Source organism: Sulfurospirillum oryzae, from assembly GCF_025770725.1.
Taxonomy (GTDB): domain Bacteria; phylum Campylobacterota; class Campylobacteria; order Campylobacterales; family Sulfurospirillaceae; genus Sulfurospirillum; species Sulfurospirillum oryzae.
In genome coordinates, this window is sequence record NZ_JANZKZ010000001.1 from 223,170 (window position 1) to 240,521 (window position 17,352).

General features: G+C 38.6%; 11 protein-coding genes. 1 reads left to right on the forward strand and 10 read right to left on the reverse strand.

Annotated features, from left to right (window positions below):
• Positions 1 to 59: 59 nt before the first annotated feature.
• From N0B29_RS00995 to pheS, 4 genes are read right to left on the reverse strand one after another with little or no spacing between them, the layout of a single operon-like run.
• A complete protein-coding gene (locus N0B29_RS00995; protein ID WP_263831847.1) occupies positions 60 to 893 on the reverse strand; it encodes a 4-hydroxy-3-methylbut-2-enyl diphosphate reductase in 834 nt (277 codons plus the stop codon).
• A complete protein-coding gene (aroA, locus tag N0B29_RS01000) occupies positions 890 to 2,173 on the reverse strand; it encodes a 3-phosphoshikimate 1-carboxyvinyltransferase (protein WP_263831848.1) in 1,284 nt (427 codons plus the stop codon). The genes N0B29_RS00995 and aroA overlap by 4 nt, the downstream gene beginning before the upstream one ends.
• Positions 2,170 to 4,509 (reverse strand): phenylalanine--tRNA ligase subunit beta, encoded by a 2,340-nt coding sequence (gene pheT / locus N0B29_RS01005; RefSeq protein ID WP_263831849.1) that lies wholly within the window; start codon positions 4,507 to 4,509, stop codon positions 2,170 to 2,172. The genes aroA and pheT overlap by 4 nt, the downstream gene beginning before the upstream one ends.
• The gene (pheS, locus tag N0B29_RS01010; protein ID WP_263831850.1) at positions 4,506 to 5,498 is read right to left on the reverse strand and encodes a phenylalanine--tRNA ligase subunit alpha; all 993 of its coding nucleotides are present in this window, start codon (positions 5,496 to 5,498) and stop codon (positions 4,506 to 4,508) included. Before pheS ends, pheT begins: the two co-directional genes overlap by 4 nt.
• A gap of 115 nt (positions 5,499 to 5,613) precedes the next feature.
• On the opposite strand from pheS, the gene N0B29_RS01015 reads away from it, so the two are divergent.
• The gene (locus N0B29_RS01015) at positions 5,614 to 5,970 is read left to right on the forward strand and encodes a histidine triad nucleotide-binding protein (RefSeq protein ID WP_263831851.1); all 357 of its coding nucleotides are present in this window, start codon (positions 5,614 to 5,616) and stop codon (positions 5,968 to 5,970) included.
• A gap of 37 nt (positions 5,971 to 6,007) precedes the next feature.
• On the opposite strand, the gene argH is transcribed toward N0B29_RS01015, so the two are convergent.
• The 6 genes from argH to N0B29_RS01045 all read right to left on the reverse strand — a co-directional run bounded on the left by argH (position 6,008) and on the right by N0B29_RS01045 (position 17,306).
• Positions 6,008 to 7,393 (reverse strand): argininosuccinate lyase, encoded by a 1,386-nt coding sequence (gene argH / locus N0B29_RS01020; RefSeq protein ID WP_263831852.1) that lies wholly within the window; start codon positions 7,391 to 7,393, stop codon positions 6,008 to 6,010.
• A gap of 173 nt (positions 7,394 to 7,566) precedes the next feature.
• A complete protein-coding gene (pckA, locus tag N0B29_RS01025; RefSeq protein ID WP_263832478.1) occupies positions 7,567 to 9,135 on the reverse strand; it encodes a phosphoenolpyruvate carboxykinase (ATP) in 1,569 nt (522 codons plus the stop codon).
• 225 nt (positions 9,136 to 9,360) lie between these two features.
• Positions 9,361 to 11,166, reverse strand: coding sequence for a biotin/lipoyl-containing protein (locus N0B29_RS01030; RefSeq protein ID WP_263831853.1), 1,806 nt, complete (start codon positions 11,164 to 11,166; stop codon positions 9,361 to 9,363).
• Positions 11,167 to 11,596: 430 nt separating this feature from the next.
• On the reverse strand, positions 11,597 to 14,422 hold the full coding sequence (locus tag N0B29_RS01035) for an FAD-binding and (Fe-S)-binding domain-containing protein (RefSeq protein WP_263831854.1): 2,826 nt from the start codon (positions 14,420 to 14,422) through the stop codon (positions 11,597 to 11,599).
• A gap of 134 nt (positions 14,423 to 14,556) precedes the next feature.
• Positions 14,557 to 15,198 (reverse strand): response regulator transcription factor, encoded by a 642-nt coding sequence (locus N0B29_RS01040; protein ID WP_263831855.1) that lies wholly within the window; start codon positions 15,196 to 15,198, stop codon positions 14,557 to 14,559.
• Positions 15,195 to 17,306 carry a sensor histidine kinase gene (locus tag N0B29_RS01045; RefSeq protein WP_263831856.1) on the reverse strand — a complete coding sequence of 704 codons (2,112 nt, stop codon included), beginning with the start codon at positions 17,304 to 17,306 and terminating at the stop codon, positions 15,195 to 15,197. Before N0B29_RS01045 ends, N0B29_RS01040 begins: the two co-directional genes overlap by 4 nt.
• Between the last annotated feature and the right edge of the window lie 46 nt (positions 17,307 to 17,352).

Sequence of the window (17,352 nt, forward strand, 5' to 3'; positions counted from 1 at the left end):
ACCCTTTTTGATTGATTTTTGACACATTTAGCTACATGTAAACATGTAAAAGTTGTTTATTATACTTTAATTTCGCTGATTTTTCCAACTATTTTTTCGATAATCCAATCAGGCGTTGAAGCGCCCGCAGTCACGCCACAAAGCGTTTTCCCCGTAAACCAGCTCGGATCTAAATCTTTCTCACTCTCAACCAAAAAGCTATCCGCACAATACTCTTTGCAAATGCTGTGTAATTGCTTTGTATTGGAAGAATTTTTACCGCCAATAACGATTACGACATCGGCTTCTTTCGCAAGCTCACGCGCTGCATCTTGGTTTTCAAAAGTCGCATTACAAATCGTATTAAAAACACGTACCTCTTTGTAGCGTGTCTCTAAATAATTGGTAATTTGCAAAAATTCATTGATTTTACGTGTCGTTTGTGAAACCACTGCAATTTTATTGCCTTTAAACTTTACTTTTTCAAGTTCACCTACACTTTGAACCACGTGTGCGCCGTGAATGGCATAACTCTCAACCCCTTTGACTTCAGGATGATCAGCATCACCAAAGATGACGATTTCATACCCTTCCATACTCATTTTCTCACAAATTTCTTGGGGTTTTGTTACATAAGGGCAGGTCGCATTGATGACTTGAACATCACTTTTCATCAAAGTTTCCAAATCTTTTTTAGGAATGCCATGGGTTCTAATAATGGCTTTATCAACACCTTTAGCTTCAGAGATGTCATGCAGCGTTTTGACGTTAAAATTCTCACTCAAACGATTAATCTCTTCGTTGTTATGAATGAGCGGTCCAATGGTTGAGGCATTTTTTGTATTTTCAGCAATTTTGATAGCCCGTTTTACACCAAAACAGAAGCCATAACTCGTTGCTAGTTTAATAGTCATAATTGCACATTTCCTATTTGAGAAAGCAGCTCAATAAAATTGGGAAAAGAGGTGTTAATGCAGTCAATATCTTCAATACTCATCGCTGTTCGTGTACCTGCTATCGCAAAACTCATCGCAATTCTATGGTCGCCAAAACTGTTAATTGTAGCGCGGTTAAGCTCTCCGCCCGTTACTTCGTAACCATCGTCAAACTCTTCCACTTCAATACCACATAAACGAAGATTTTTCACAACGCTTGAAATACGATCACTCTCTTTGACACGCAGTTCCTGTGCGTTTTTAACAAGGCTTTTACCTTTTGCGCAGGCAAATGCAATGGAAAGAGCTGGCAATTCATCAATGAGCCATGAAATGTTTTCACTCACTTCAACACCATGTAACGCTTTACCGGTGATGACAATATCACCGACACTTTCGTATAAGCTCTCTTTCTCAATAAACAAAACCTCAGCCCCCATGCGTTCAAGCACCTTATAGGCTTCAATGCGCGTAGGATTGAGAAGCATATTGTGCAGTGTGACTTTACTTCCTTCGTTAATCGCAGCAGCAACGGCAAAGAAAAAGCCACTTGAAGGGTCACTTGGCACGGTTATATGAAGGGGACTCAGCGGTTTTGTCTGAGGATGAATCGTTACATGTAAACCTTCCGATACCACGTTAGCACCCATACCTCGAAGCATGCGTTCACTATGGTCACGGCTTAGTTCTGGCTCGCTAAAGGTAGAAATGCCATCAGCTTGAAGCGCCGCTAGAATCAGCGCGCTTTTCACCTGTGCTGAGGCGATTTTACTCTCGTAATGAAAAGCTTTAAGTCTCTCACCTCGAATGCCAAGCGGTGCATAATTACCACTGTTTCTGCCATCAATTTGAGCGCCAATCTCACGGAGTGGGTCTGCGACACGGCGCATCGGGCGAGAGCACAAGTACTTGTCGCCATACAACACAAAAAAGCCTTTACATGAAGACAAAAAGCCCATTAAAAGGCGAATAGCCGTCCCCGAATTTCCACAATCAAGAATAAGCGGAGGCTCCACAATGCTAAGAGGTGGCGTAATGGTGAGTGTTCCATCTTCTGCTTTGGAAACATGCGCACCCAATGACTGCACGATACTCAAAGTACAGAGTGTATCTTCGGCGGGTAGATAGTTTTTAACGATGGAGGGGTGATCGCTCAGGAGTGAAAAAATCGCACAGCGATGCGAAATTGACTTATCGCTGGCGATTTTATCGGTTGTAAACTCAAAAGAGGCTTTGGGGTTTACATGTAAGGTTTTCATCGGATGGTAATTCCAAATTTTTCTTGAATTTTAGCAAGCAATGCTTCGACCATAGAGGCAATCTCCTCTTCTTCAAACGTTTTTTCCATAGACTGGAATTGAAGTTTCAGTGTGAGGCTCACTTTATCACCAAGGCTTTCATGCACATAGCGATCAATCACTGCAAATTTGACCAAAGCCTTTGGGGCAATGGAAGCAATGAAACTCTCTAACTCAGAATACTGCATCTTCGCATCAACCAAAAGACTCAAATCTCGTGAAGAAGATGGCAATTTAGAGTACTCTTTTGCAATTTTTCTTCCATACGAAAGAGCATCAAAATCAAGCTCGCAGATGTATGTACGTGCCAAATCAAGCTCTTTTTCCACTTGAACATTCACACGTGCCATATACCCTGCTTCCACACCATCAATCATTACAATGGCTGCCTCATAAGGGCTGCAAAGTCCATTGACTTCTTTAAGTGGAAGGAGTGTGAAATTGCCTAAAATACTCTGAATTTTACTCGCAAACGCAAAAAAGTCAATCTCTGTTGGCTTGCCATGATTTGCAATCTCAGGAATACCATTTTCGCCACTAAAGACAAACGCCATTTTTTTACTTTCGTTTCTCTCTGAGTCAAAAACACTGCCAACTTCAAAGAGGGCAACACGTTTTTTGCCAAACTTGAGGTTATTGGAAACGGCACTTAGGATATTTGGCAAAAGTGAACTACGAAGTGTATTAAGCTCACTTGTAATAGGATTTGCCACTTCGAGTGCTTCATTTAAGAGAGGAAGATTAAATTTCTTCGCATTTTCTGCATCATCAAACACAAAATGCAATGTCTCAAAAAAGCCAGATGCCACAGCACGATGACGATACATCTGTCGCTTTTTAAAATTCAAGTAAGATTGATTTATTTTCAGTTGTTCCGCAAACATAAAAGGTTTAGAGGTGATATTGTCAATGCCAACAATACGAACGATCTCTTCACAAATATCTTGCACATTGAGAACATCGGATCTAAATTGAGGAATCTTGACATTAATGACATCTTGTTCAAATGCAAAATTGACCCCAAATCCTAGATGTTTTAAAATCTTGATAATTTTATTTTTAGGAATTTCTTCACCGATCATTTCTGTTAATTCACTTTGATGAATATTGATGATTTTCGGCTCAAAATCTTGTGTAATTTGTTGAGAATCCGCATAAGGCATCACTTTTGAACGCTTGCCCAGCATTTTGAAAAAGTAACTTAGACCAAAAACAAGTTGCGGCTCACTGCCTCTGGATGAACGGTAAAGATGCTTATCTCCACCCAATTTTTTATTGGCACTGCGTGATGCAATAATCTCAGGGTGTGTATAATTTGCTTCAACAATGATGCGATCATCCAAGGCTGTCGCTTTGCATTCACTCATCTGCGCAATGCCTGTAATAGCTACTTTTTGACCATTTAAGCCATAGATTGCATCCAAACCATTTTCATCTTTGGCAATTGTAATTTTTGCCTTATCATCTTTGGAGCCAAAACAAGTTTGACTGTATGCACGAAGAAGAACTCCTGTCACATAGGTCGAATAATCCACTAATTTGCCAAGCAAACAGCTATTTTCAACCTCGGCAAAGCCTAAACGCAGTTGAATAAGGAGGGGGACTTCAATCTCTTTATTGTCAAATACTTTGTACATGTAAGAACCAGAGAGTGCTTCACTACCATGCAAATGCAGTACACGACCAACACCTGGTTGATTTTCCTCTTCCTCTTTTTGTCCCAGTGTTTTGACTTCCAAATCAAAATAAACACTTAAATCTCGTGCTACACCATAGACACTTTGGCAATCTCCACGATTAGGAGTCAATCCAATTTCAATCACATCATCATTGATAAGAGGGTACTCACATAAAGGCTTACCAAGTTCTAGTTTTCCAATGCTATCGTCTAAAATCATAATGCCATCGTTGATCTTAGGAAGACCAAGCTCAGTAGAAGAGCAGATCATACCGCATGATTCAACATCGCGTAGTTTTGCTTTTTTAATTTTTAGACCACCGGGAAGTTCTGCACCGATGAGAGCAACGGCAACCATTTGTCCTGCTGCGACATTTTTAGCACCACAGACAATCTGCTGAATACTCTCTCCAACATCAACTTGACAGAGATTGAGTTTATCAGCGTTAGGGTGCTTCTCACAAGAGACAACTTTACCAACCACAACATGCGCGGGAATTCGGATTTTTGTAAGCCCATCGACTTCAAGACCAATGGCATTAAGCGCTATAGAAATTTTATCGGTATCAATCGCACTTACATCGATCCATTCATTTAACCACTGTTTTGTTACTATCATCTAAATTGCTCCAATAATCTCAAATCACCCTCAAACAAAGACCTTAAATCTGGAATTTGATGCAGTAGCATTGCAAAGCGTTCAACACCGAGTCCAAACGCGTAACCACTCACATCTTTATACCCTACGGCCTTAAAGACATTCGGATCAACCACACCACAACCAAGGACTTCTAACCAACCTGTATGCGAACAGACACGACAGCCTTCACCTTTGCAGAAAATACAGCTAATATCAGCTTCTGCACTTGGCTCCGTAAAAGGGAAAAAGCTCGGACGGAAACGCACTTTAACATCACCAAACATGTATTTCAAAAAGTCTTCAAGAATAAATTTTAGATTGGCAAAAGAGACTTTCCCAGCTTTATCGACCACAAGACCTTCAACTTGGTGAAACATAGGTGTATGTGTTATATCAAAATCACGTCTAAATACAGCACCTGGGCAAATCATACGAATCGGTGCTTTTTGCTTCAACATCGTTCTAATTTGTACAGGAGACGTATGCGTACGAAGAAGCATCGAATCTTTAAAATAAAAAGTATCTTGCATATCGCGAGCGGGATGATACTTTGGAAGATTAAGCGCTTCAAAGTTATGAAAGTCATCTTCAACCAGTGGACCTTCTTCAATGGAGAAGTTCATACTTACAAAATATTCAATAATTTTATCCATCGTATCCATAACAGGATGAAGCGCACCTGCGGCACTTTCTTGGTTAAACAGTGTCACATCAACACTGCTTTTTCGCATTTGCGCTTCAATCATGATGGCATCAAGTGCGCTCTTTTTTTGATTGAGCAGGTCTAAAAAATTCTCTTTGTTTATATTTAGATTTTGAGCAAACTCTTTTTTAGCATCACCATCGAGCTTTTTGAGCTCTTCAAATTGCGCTGCAAAATATCCTTTTTTACCAAAAAGAGAGACTCGCATCTTTTCTAATTCTACAAGCGATGTACACGAAGCTATCGCATTTTCTATATCTTTCAAAGGGTTGCCTTTCATGTAAGAGCACCACAACGGCTCTTAAGTCTATTCAGAAGCTCATTTTAGTGAAACTTTAATTATAAAAGGTTAAAATCGTCCTAAAAAAGAGGAGAAGGCGATGACTATCTTTAGTAAAATTGTAAGTGGCGAAATTCCTTGTAATAAAGTACTTGAAAATGAGGAGTTTTTAGCGTTCCATGACATTAACCCAAAAGCGCCTATTCATATCTTGATTATTCCCAAAAAAGAGTATAAAAACTTTCAAGAAGTTGATCCAAAAGTTATGGTAGGTTTGACTAAATTCACCCATCAAGTAGCGAAACTTTTAGGATTGGATGTAAGCGGATATCGTTTGATTACCAATAATGGAAGTGATGGCGGACAAGAGGTGATGCATCTGCATTTTCACCTTTTAGGTGGGGCAAAACTAACATGGAGTCATCTCAGCGACAGTGACTCTCACAAATTTCTTTAAACACAATTGAAGAGGTAAAAACCTCTTCAACCTACTTTTATTGACGCGATTTTATCCATGTTTCAAAAATTTCAATCTGTTTACATGTAGAAGAGACTGCCGTTCCACCTTGTGACGTACGGGCATTCATAGAGTGAACAAGACTTAAATATTCGCTGACGTCTTCACCAATGCGTGCATCGACTTTTTGAAGCTCAGACACACTCATCACACTGAGATCAATCCCTAAACTCTCTGCATGTGCCACAGCACGTCCTGTTATGAAATGTGCTTCACGGAAAGGGATATTGCATTTTTGAACCAAATAATCGGCTAAATCGGTGGCACTTAAATGCCCAACTTCACACGCTTGTTTCATACGACCTACATTAATGGTCATTGTACGTACTGCTTCTTTAAGAATATTGAGTGACATGTAAACCGTTTCAACACTGTCAAACACACCCTCTTTATCTTCTTGCATATCTTTGTTGTACGCTAAAGGAAGCCCTTTTAGTACGGTTAGGAGCGAGATAAGATTGCCATTCACACGTCCTGTTTTACCGCGTAAAAGCTCAGGAACATCGGGATTTTTCTTCTGTGGCATAATGGAGCTGCCCGTAGAGTACTCATCACTGAGCGTGATAAATTTAAACTCATAGCTTGACCACAAAATGAGCTCTTCCGCAAAACGTGAAACGTGCATCATAATGGTTGAAATATTAAAAAGAATTTCTAACGCAAAGTCACGATCACTCACCGTATCAAGACAATTCACACTCACGCTATCAAAACCCAAAAGTTTTGCCACATACTCTCTATCAATATTATGCGGTGTTCCTGCAAGTGCGGCACAACCAAGTGGTAAGACATTGTTGCGTTGGTATGAGCTCTCTAAGCGTTCAATATCACGCTTGAACATCGAAACATACGCTAAAAGGTGAAACGCCAGATTGATCGGTTGAGCATGTTGAAGATGTGTCATACCGGGGAGCAACGTGTTGGTATGCTCTTTTGAAATGCTCATCAATACTTCAATCACCTCTTCTAAAACATGCACAATCACTAACGTCTGCTTTTGCACGTATTGTCTAAAGTCAACCGCAACTTGGTCATTGCGACTGCGCGCTGTATGAAGACGTTTTCCCGCTTCTCCAATGAGATCAATAAGTCTCGTCTCCACAGACATGTGAATATCTTCATGGGCAATATCAAAAACAAAGGTACCAGCTTCAATTTCTTGTTTGATTTGCAACAATCCTGTCGCGATTTGATCCGCTTCATCTTGTGTTAAAATACCCTGCTTTGCAAGCATCGTTGCATGCGCAATTGAGCCTTTAATATCCTCTTCGTACAATTTTTTATCGAAAGGTAATGAAGCGTTAAATTCGTCAAGCAGTGCGGCTCCGCTTGCGGCAAATCTGCCAGACCATAGTTTTGACATTGAAAAATCTCCTTGGATAATAAACTTCTTACAATGGTGCAAGAAAATTTTGCTGCCTCAAAAGAGGCTAGCTTTAGCGCCATAGTGGCTAACGCAGTCTTCTAAACTTTGATTAGAAGGCGTTGTTACATAGGCAAAGGAGTTAAAAAACTCCTTTACATGTAAAGTTTAAATTAGTGTTTTGGACCTGCACTTGAGAAATCAGAATCAGCTGTAATATACTTTTTGAAGTTTTCAATAAACATATCAGCAAGCTCGTTTCTGGTTGCATCGTACTGAGTTTTATTTTCCCATGTATTTTTAGGGTTTAGAATGTCAGTTGGTACACCTGCAAGTGCTTTTGGTACTTGAATGTTAAAGACAGGAATACTCTCAAATTCACACTCGTTAATACTACCATCTAAGATCGCGTTGATACATGCACGGGTTGCTTTAATGCTCATACGTTTACCAACACCATAGCTTCCGCCTGTCCAGCCTGTATTGACCAAATAAACATCAACATTATGTTTAGCGATTTTTTCACCTAAAAGTTTTGCATAAACTGTTGGATGTAATGGCAAGAATGCTTCACCAAAACATGCACTGAAAGTCGCTACTGGCTCTGTAATTCCACGCTCAGTTCCTGCAACTTTAGCCGTATAACCACTTAGAAAGTAGTACATTGCTTGCTCATTTGTCAATTTTGCAACAGGAGGTAAAACACCAAATGCGTCTGCGCTAAGGAAAATAATTTTTTTAGGATGTCCTGCTTGTAGGCTTGCTTCGTGATTATCAATATGATAGATTGGGTAAGAAACGCGTGTATTTTCTGTCTTTGAAGCATCAGAATAATCAACTTCATGGTTGTCGTTAATGACAACATTCTCTAACAGTGCATCTTGACGAATAGCCCCAAAAATTTCAGGTTCACTGCTTGGATCAAGGTTGATACATTTTGCGTAACAACCGCCTTCGAAGTTAAACACACCTTCATCATCCCAACCATGCTCATCATCACCAATGAGTTTGCGTTTAGGATCTGTTGAAAGAGTCGTTTTACCTGTACCAGAAAGACCAAAGAAAAGAGCCGTATCTCCTTTTTCTCCCACATTGGCAGAGCAGTGCATGGAGAGTTTTCCCTCTAATGGTAACCAGTAGTTCATCATTGAGAAGATACCTTTTTTAATCTCACCACCATACCATGTACCACCAATAATAGCGATATTCTCTTCTACGTTGAAGACAACAAATACATCTGAATTTAATCCATGTTTTTTATAGTCATCATTCACCATTTTGCATGCGTTATAAAGGACGAAGTCTGGCTTAAAATGGGCTAATTCTTCTTCGTTTGGACGAATAAACATATTTTTAACAAAATGCGCTTGCCAAGCAATCTCCGTCACCACGCGAATGCTTTTTCGACTTGCCAAACTACCACCACTGAAAGCATCTTGAATGTAAATATCTTTACCTGAAAGTTGTTTTTTAACTTTTTCAAAAAGCTCATTAAAGATCTCTTCACTCACCTTATGGTTCATTTTTCCCCATGAGATATATTTATTAGAAGGTTCTTGATCTACAAAATATTTATCTTTTGGGCTGCGTCCAGTAAAAATTCCTGTATCAACACTAAATGTACCATTACTTGTAACACGACCTTCATTATTGGCAATCTCGTGTTTCAACAATTCATCGTAACTTAGATTATAGTGAACCTTCCCAACATTGGCTAACCCTAACTTTTCTATTTCATTAATCTTCGACATAGTGTTTATATCCTCAAAAACATTTTATTTAAAATATCGATAACAGAATATCTTCCACACATATCGTGCTTATGATATCTGCTCGCTTGGGTCTCAAAGCATAAGCTTTGAGACCTCCTCTCTTCTTCCGAAATTTCAATCACTTCCAATACTTCAATGCCCAAAGTTGAAGCATCAGACGTGCAGTGATGAACTTCTTTAAGAATTTCTCAACTATTATAAAGTAACGAGTAATTGATTATTAACGATAATATCGCCAACATTAACTCTTACACTACTAACCACACCATCAGCAGGAGCAGCTACTTCAATTTCCATTTTCATCGCTTCAATGACAACAACAGGCTGTCCTTTAGCCACTTTATCACCTACATTGACAAGTACTTTAAAGATAGAACCAGGAACCCCTGCTCTGATCTCCCCAGCGTTGTTTGGAATAAGTGCGGCATTGCTGTTATCTTCTGCACAACCTTCTTCGATTTCAACAAAGTATTCTTGTCCATTAATAACAAAAGCATCTTGTTTATCCGAAGATTTAACATTGTATTTTTGACCATTAACAATTACGGTATAGTCTTCTGAAGCATTACAAAGTACTTTTTCTTTATCGGCTTTACCAATTTTACGAACATTGACTTTGGATTCACCTTTTAAGAAAGCAATACCTTTTTCTTTACATGAAGCGGCAATAAAAAGATTTTCTTCTGTTGTTTTAAGCCCCTCTTTTTCTAAAATTTGCTTAACATTTGAAAGAGATTTACTCGCATCTGCATCCGCAAGATCAAGAGCATTTTTAGTCGTAGGATCAAGCTTGAGTTGTTCACTCGCAAGTGCAACAATTTTTGAATCAGGTGTCACTGGAGTTTTACCAAAGTAACCTAAAACCATTTTGCCATACCCTTCAGCAATTTTTGTCCATGGTCCAAACATAACGTTGTTAAATGCTTGTTGGAAATAAAACTGTGAAACAGGTGTAACACTCGTGCCATATCCACCTTTTTCAACCACTTCGCGCATCGCCTTAATGATTTCAGGGAATTTATGGAGAATGTTATTATCGCGAAGCATTTGAGTATTGGCAGTCAAAGCACCACCAGGCATCGGAGAGAAAGGGATCAGTGGAGAAACTTGCACCGCTTCTGGTGGCATAAAATAGTCTTTTAAACAGTCTTGTAAAACATCTTCATACGTGAGAATTTTTTCAAGCTCTAGGCCGCCAAGATCATAGTCTTTGCCTTTAACAGCATGAAGCATCGTGAGGATATCTGGCTGAGAAGTACCACCACTCACTGGAGAAGCTGCTAGATCAATACCATCAACACCTGCTTCAAGCGCTGCGAGATAACAAGCAACACTGACACCAGCTGTTTCATGAGTATGCAATCTTACATGCATGCCTTCAGGAAGAAGTTTTTTAGCCATTTTAATGGTTTCATATACTTTTTGCGGACTTGATGTTCCACTTGCATCTTTAAAACAGACACTGTGATAGGGGATACCTGAATTTAAAATATCTCTGAGTGTTTTTTCATAAAAGGCTACATCATGCGCTCCAACACATCCCGGAGGCAAATCCATCATTGTAACAACAATCTCATGTTTAAGTCCATGATGAACAATACGTTCACCACTGTACTTGAGGTTTTCAATATCATTGAGCGCATCAAAGTTACGAATGGTTGTTGTACCATGTTTTCTAAACATTTTAGCATGAAGGTCAATGAGTTCGCGATTGCCGGTATCGAGCATAACTGTGTTCACACCACGAGCAAGTGTTTGAAGATTAGCATCGGGTCCTGCAATGGAGCGAAATCTGTCCATCATTTCAAAGGCATCTTCATTAAGGTAGAAGTAAAGACTTTGGAAACGTGCTCCACCGCCAAATTCAAAATGGTTAATACCCGCATCTCTTGCTGCAGCTACTGCAGGAAGAAAGTCATCCATAAGTACACGTCCACCAAAAACTGACTGGAACCCATCTCTAAACGTCGTATCCATCACATCGATGTATTTTTTCGCCATCTTCGTTTTGCCCTTTTACTGTTTTGTTTTTTGTTTTAAGACTTGATAGAAGCAGCACCCGCTGCGACAACTGCAAAGTTACCGTTTTGCAATAATCCTAAAGTAGAATTATTGATATGAATACTCCCTAGGTATTTCATAATGATTTTAGCCTGAACGTTGAATAGAACGATCATTAAGGCACAAACCACAAAGAATGTAGATAGGCTAAGAACTAAAAATCTTAAACTCTCTACAAACAGATTAACTTCCATAGATGTAACCCTTTTTGTTTAAATTTAACTAAAAACCATAGTCAAAATTTTGGTATTTTATCATTTTATTTATTAAATCAAACCAATAGAGTAGTGTCAAGTAAGGGATATAAAACAAGGTAAATCCATCAAAATAATAGAGATGAATTTACCACTTTTACATGTAAAGAAGAAGACTAAGAGATGACGCGTTCGACCAGATAGAAAATAGAGCGATAATCCAAACCACTCTCTTCACTTAGTCCTATTTCACACGTTTTACTGGTTGAAAATGCCAATTTTGTATCTTCTGGGATGGAAGCTTTTAGATGGCGAAGTGCCGATTTGTTAAGCTCTGGAAACGTAAAACCACGATCTCCTGCAAACCCACAACAACCAACCTCAGCAGGAATAGTTACTTTGGTACTACACATACGTGCAATTTTTTCAAATTTTTCAGCAAGCCCTGTTTTGCGCGTACTACATGTTGTATGAATGACAATAGGCTCATCAATTGGGGTAAACGTTACACGCCCAACCAAATACTCTAAGATAAACTCTACGGTATCGTGAACCTTTAACTCATCGCCAAAATTTTGTGCCATGGTTTTACTGCAAGGACTCATATCACATAAAATAGGGTATTTGCCTTGAGCACTAGCATTGATCAATGCTTTTTTCAACTCATCAGACTTTTGTTTTCCCTCTTGCTGATACCCTTTACTGGAAAATGGCATACCGCAACAGAGTCCACTGATAGCATTGGGGATAATCACATCGTATCCCGCTTTTTCCAAAATGCCAATAATGACACGATCAAGCGATTTTTCATCCGGTTTTTCATTTGGATTTGCCATTGTGCGATTGATACAAGAAGAAAAATAGACTACTTTATCAGCTTTGCCTGTACGTTTGATACTTGGATTGAAGCTATGACCTGATGGCAAACTTGCTGACCAAAGAGGCAGTTTATTAGCCGTAAGTGATCTTAGCCCCTCACTCATTCCTCTCATAATGCTATTAGGAATAAGTGCATTCACACCCTTAACCGCACTTAGTGCAACACTTCCCGTCCTTAAAATACCACCGTAATGATCTGCCATAAATCCAGCAATGGAGTGACCTAAAGAGCCAATTTGATGCGTTCTTAATTTCTTAGTAAGTGCTCCTGTATCAATGCCCACAGGACAGGTCAAAGAACAAAGTGAACATGTTGCACACGTTTCAATACCATCATACTGATACAACGCACGAAATGCCTCAAGTGCTTCTTCTTCACCTTCATTTTTTAGGGTTGTCATATAGCGGTTAGAAACAATACGCTGACGTGGCGTCAGTGTCAGAAAATTGGATGGGCACGTTGGTTCACAAAAGCCACATTCAATACACTTGTCGATATATTCATCCGTTGCTGGCATCGACTTGAAGTTTTTAAGATGTGCTTTAGGGTCGGCATTGATAATAACACCTGGGTTGATAAGCCCTTTCGGATCAAAAATGGCTTTGATCTCTTTCATCAAGATGTAGGCGTCACTTCCCCACTCTAACTCTACAAATGGCGCCATATTACGTCCCGTTCCATGCTCCGCTTTAAGGCTTCCTTGATACTTTGTCGCGACTTGTTCCGCAACCTCTTGCATAAACGCTTCATAACGTTTGACTTCTGCTTCATCATCAAAAGATTGGGTAAAGACAAAGTGAAGATTGCCATCAAGCGCATGCCCGAAAATAATCGCTTCGTTATAGCCATATTTTTTAAACAACTCTTGAAGCTCTAAGGTTGCATCAGCAAGTGATTCGATTGGGTACGCCACATCTTCGATAATAACGGTTGTTCCACTCTCACGTACTGCTCCAACTGCTGGGAAAAGCCCCTTTCGAATTTTCCAGTACTTCGTATACTCATAGACATCTTTCGTAAAGTGCAATGGCATCTCAGGCTCAATGTGAGCAAGTTTTTCCAAGATAATTGCAATATTTTCATCCAATTTTGCATCATTTTCGGCACGGCTTTCTACAAGTACTGCCGTAGCTGTTGGGCTAAGTGTTTTAAGAAAACTTGGCATGCCTTCTTTATTTTCCACGCTGGCGAGCCCTGCTCTATCCATCATTTCAGCCGCTGCAACATTTTCTTTGCATTGTGTTTTAAGCACAATGACCGCATCACAAGCGTCTTTAATATTTTTAAAAATCATCAAAGCACTGGCTTTGTCTTTGTACTCAGGAACGGTTTTAAAGGTAATCTCTTTAATAAACCCTAGTGTTCCTTCGCTACCGATCATAAGATGCGCAATAATATCAATTGGGTCTTCATAATCCACGAGCGCATTAAGGCTATAGCCACAGGTGTTTTTGATTTTAAATTTGCGTACAATTTTCTCATGCAACTCAGGATTGGCTTTAATCTCAGAAGAAAGTACGCTAATGCGCTCTACCAAAGCGTGATGGTATTGTTTAAAAGCCTTAATACTCTCAGACGATGCGGTATCAAGTTCACTTCCATCATGAAAAATAATCTTCATAGACTCTAAAGTTTTATAGGAGTTATCAGTTGTTCCACAACACATACCACTGGCATTATTCGCCGCAATACCACCAATCATTGCAGCCCCAATGCTAGCAGGATCAGGCCCTATTTTCTTACCATAAGGAAGCAAATACGCGTTAGCATCTGCCCCAATGACGGAAGGCTGAAGTGTAATGGAGCTCACCTCTTTATTAACCTTAATCCCTTTCCAATCACGTGATGTCACAAGCAAAATAGAATCGGTAATGGCTTGACCTGAAAGGCTTGTGCCCGCTGCTCTAAAAACAACCGGTAAAGAAAGTGAAGAGGTAATTTTAAGAATTTGACTTACTTCATCGGCATTATTAACCCAGACAACTACTTTAGGGATAAGCCTATAAAATGAAGCATCAGTACCATACGCGATTGTATGAAGGGGGTCTGTAAAGATTCTCTTCTCAGGAATAAACGTAACGATTTCATTGTAGAAATCAAGGTAATTTCCGCTTAATGGCATCAACACATCCTTATGATTTTTATTCAGTGTAGCAATTTGGTATAAAAAACACATGATATTTGTCAAAAATCTTTACATGTAAAACCTCAAAAGAAGAAAGGTGACACACCTTACATGTAAAGTTTAACATAGCATTAATAGCGCAAAATATACCCTACATCAACAACCGTTTCAATACATTCAAAAGGAATTTTTTTTCTCAGTCTTCGCATTAAGGAGCGAATCGAATCAAGACTTGCAAAATTTCCTTCCCATACCATCGCTTGAATTTTATCAAACGAAACGACTTTACCTTTTTCGCTGATCAAAACATTGAGCAAAAGTTTTTCTTTACGTGAAAGATGCTCCTCATCGTCATTAATACGCAACAAGCTTGTTTGAAAATCAAATTGACAACCATGTCCTAAATCGATAATGTCATGACGAATATTACAAAGCTTTTCAATTTTTATCTCTAATTCATCAATGAAAAAAGGCTTTTTTAGAAAATCATTACAGCCATAACTGTATGCGTCTTTGATAACTTCGAGCTCCACGCTGGAACTGATGATAATAACAGGCGTTTCATGGTAAAAATCACGCACATTTTTAAGAATTTCAATGCCATCGAGACTGGGAACATTGATATCTAAAATATAACAGCCATAGCCATTATCCATCGCGTCATACGCCTCTTTGCCATCTGTAAAAGAATCAATTATATAGCCTTTCGCTTCCAGACGTTTTGTAATGGTTGCATTCAGACGGGCATTATCTTCTAAAAGTAAAATTTTCATTCTCCACCTTTCATTGCATTGGGAACTAGAATGGTAAATTCTACCGTACTATTTCCATAATTTTGTACACGAATATTTCCACCCATTTTATCTTCAATAATCATTTTTGCCATGTATAACCCAAGGCCAGTTCCATTTTTACTTGTCGTAAAATAAGGATCAAAAATAAAGCCAATAATTTTCTCTGAAATAAGTCCTCCATCATCGCTAATCACAATTTTCGTATGGATAATTTCACGATCCACTTCAATCATGATTTTTGAACCTTTACGGGTCTTGACAATCTTATTTTTAGCATTGTTGATAACGTTAAGCAAAACCTGCTTAAATTCATTTTCATAGCCATAAACAGGGAACGTCCCTTCTTCTTTGAGGTAGCTTACGGATAGATCAATATGCGCATAAAAAATTTGCCTACCGATAATCTCAAGGACTTCGGTAAGTGCCTTTTTAGCACAAAAGAGCGTTTTTTTAGTCGATGGTTTTAGGAAATTACGAAAATCTTTGAGTGTTTGAGACATATACTGTATCTGAATGATTGAATCACGTACAAACTCTTTCATTTTTACGCGATCCATTTCACCGCTATTGAAACAAAACTCCATATCTTGCATAATTGCGGAAAGTTCCACCAGAGGTTCATTCCATTGATGGGCTACACCTGCGATCATCTCGCCCATTTCTGTTAATTTAGATTGCTGAATTAAAAATTGTTGATGTTGCATTCGCTCTGTCATATCATCCATCACGCACACAATACCACCGACACTTCCATCAATATTCGTATAAACCGCTTTACTTAAGGTAAAAAGCCGCGCTCTTTTTTTAGGAAGATGCAGCATTAATTCAAGAGTATCTGATCCTTTTTTTTCAAGTAATTCAATATCGCTCTTACGTCTCTCCTGCGCCCACTCTTTTGGGAAGAAATCAAAAATAGTTTTTCCAATCATTTCATCTTTTGTACGATCGTAAAGTTTAGCAAATGCCATATTGCTTCCCATATACTCACCTGCTACATTGGTATAATAAATAGGATTGGGAATGGTATCGAGTAAAACTTTGATAAACTCCAACTGGTTTTTCAGTGCCAATTCACTCTGTTTTCGAATACGAACATTTTGCATTAAAAACAATACAATCATAATAATAGCACTAAAGATAGCAACAAAAAGCCAAATATATTGTTTATATTCATCATAGAAAGAGAAAGGCTTATTGATTACTTCATAATTTCGCACAACGTTAGAAGGATCAATATGGTGTAACTCTAACTCTTTATAATCAAAAAGATAGCGATTAGGACTTTTTTCAACAATGGGGATGTGACTAGGGTTTTTCCCTGCTAAAACCTGCTCAACAATTTTCGAAGCAGCTTCAGCTTGAGAAATAGCACTTGTTAAGAATCCTCCAACAATGCCATAATCCAGATAAAAATCCCATAGTCCATAAATAGGAATATTGGTAATTTTGCGAATTTCTTGCAAGTTTTCTTTATAAGTAAAAAAACGTCCTGTTTTATCTTTAAAGAGTAAAACCCACAAAATAACACTATTTTTACCTAGTTGCTTTGTTTTTTGGGAAATTTCTTCCATATCCATACTATCAACATGTTCAAGTTCAATACGATCTTTATATTTTGGAGTAACGGCATCGATCTCTTTGCGAATAGCATCTCCTGTAATAGATTGCTCGTTAATAATTAGTATCTTATCTAGCATGGGATGCAACGCAAGGATTAAATCAATATTTTTTTCAATATCAACATCTTCAACAACCCCGCTAATATGTTTAATGCCTTTAATTAAAGAGGTTTCAAAATTATTAATGCCTAAAAAAACAATGGGAGTATTGGCAAAGAGCTCTTCATAATGTTCTTGAACAAACGCTAATGCGCTATTGTCAGCAACCATAACAACATCAAAAGAATAGTGTTTAAAGCGCTCTTTGTAGTAGTGGTAAAACTCTTCTAAATATTCTGGAGTATCAACACGCTTAGTATCCATATAGACCGTTGATAAAAAAACATTCTCTTTATCCGCAAAATTTTTCTCTATCACCTTGGAAATTTCGTCACTCCATTTGTATCCTTTATGGTATGAATGAATCAACAGGATATCTTTTGTATTTTGGGCTAGCAGTATCCCAAAACTCAAA